Source organism: Rhizobium sp. PDO1-076, from assembly GCF_000247475.1.
In the GTDB taxonomy this organism is placed as follows: Bacteria; Pseudomonadota; Alphaproteobacteria; order Rhizobiales; family Rhizobiaceae; genus Allorhizobium.
The window spans coordinates 1-1,391 of sequence record NZ_AHZC01000278.1; the positions used below are offsets into that span (position 1 = coordinate 1).

At 49.5% G+C, this 1,391-nt stretch carries 1 protein-coding gene; it reads left to right on the forward strand.

Features of this window, described 5'->3' with window-relative positions:
• Positions 1-384: 384 nt before the first annotated feature.
• Positions 385-1,317 carry a hypothetical protein gene (locus tag PDO_RS15055; protein ID WP_007603385.1) on the forward strand — a complete coding sequence of 311 codons (933 nt, stop codon included), beginning with the start codon at positions 385-387 and terminating at the stop codon, positions 1,315-1,317.
• Positions 1,318-1,391: the final 74 nt, after the last annotated feature.

A 1,391-nucleotide genomic window follows, 5' to 3' on the forward strand; every position in this document is an offset into this window, starting at 1 on the left:
ATGCCGATACTCTAACATATTCCACAAGGTGGCATGTTCGTGGCGCTCACGATCGTTCGATGCATCGCTACGTGGGATGGCCTACCCGCTTACTGACGAACTGGTCGATGGGCGGGACATTCTGCTCCAGCAGCTCGCTCGCCATCCGCCGTCCTTGATCACCGTCACTTCGAAGCCACCGACCTTGAAGCGATGGGTTTCCGGCGGCAAGGCATGATCGGCCCGCACTGGTTGGCATTGAATGCACAAAGCAACAGCGGACCTGCACGCACAGCAATAGACAGTCAGACTGCGCTCTGACATGGATGAGGCCATTACCATATTCATGGTCAGCGCACCCGTGCCACAAGCCGCCACGAGATTTTGGAACGAAAGGCATTCACGATGGGTAAACCCGGATCAGTCAGTTCAAACCGCGCCTCGGGGTCGCAGCCCACCGGCGTGCCGGATGCGGTGGACCACCAGCAGGGCAATTTCAACGGCAGACGATTGAACAGGCAACAGAGCACCTCCAGCTTTGGTGCAGTGTCGGGTGATTGGGACCTGCCAGTGGCAGAAGTAGTTCCAGATTGGAAAAACCTACCAGAAACCAATTTCCCTCATCCCCATAAGGCCTGGGAAACACTAGATCCAAATGAAGTGCCCAGCTTCTATGACTACGAGACTGGCGATAGGAGTGTGGATAAGGAGAGAATCCGCTCTGGTAGAGTGGCGTGGTTGGTGTCAAAAGGTGTACCCAAGGACGAAGCAGAACCGTGTGGCGAGGCAGGTAACATTTTCAAAGAAAAAGTAATTAGCGAACAAGTATATTATAAGATGCGATGGGATGACGATCAGAGATTTATTAGGCATAAATGGATGCTGAATTCTCACTTAAAATTCACCGGCAATACTACAGAGATCAGCGTTACTCTTGACCTTGTTCCTGCAAACTTGAAATTGAAGAGAGATGATTTGACTCATTTTAAGGAATTCATGGACGCCGAGGGTATTGGTAATCTCTCCAGCTTTCGCTATCTGATTGCCGCGCCTAATAACCTATGGGAATCCATCATTAGTTTTGAGGAATACCTTATTCTGGAAACAATCTACAGTACTCGTATTGAAAATAATATGGACAATGAGACGACAATGAAGTTTCTGCGTAAAAAGGGTTTAGGCTACGACCTTAGTGATAAGCTTGCGCGGCATACAGAACACTTGGAGCATAATATACAATGCATCACGCGTAAATTCAAAGGCGTGGTGCTTGAAAAATGTCGAATGGATTTCTCAAATTACGCACCCGTCCGAGCTCGTCGTGTCAATGGCAATTGAGCGACGCGAGCATCTTGCCGCGGAGGGAATTGATCTCTTAGGCGCAGTGTCAGTTCAGAAAGAAGTTGAATGGG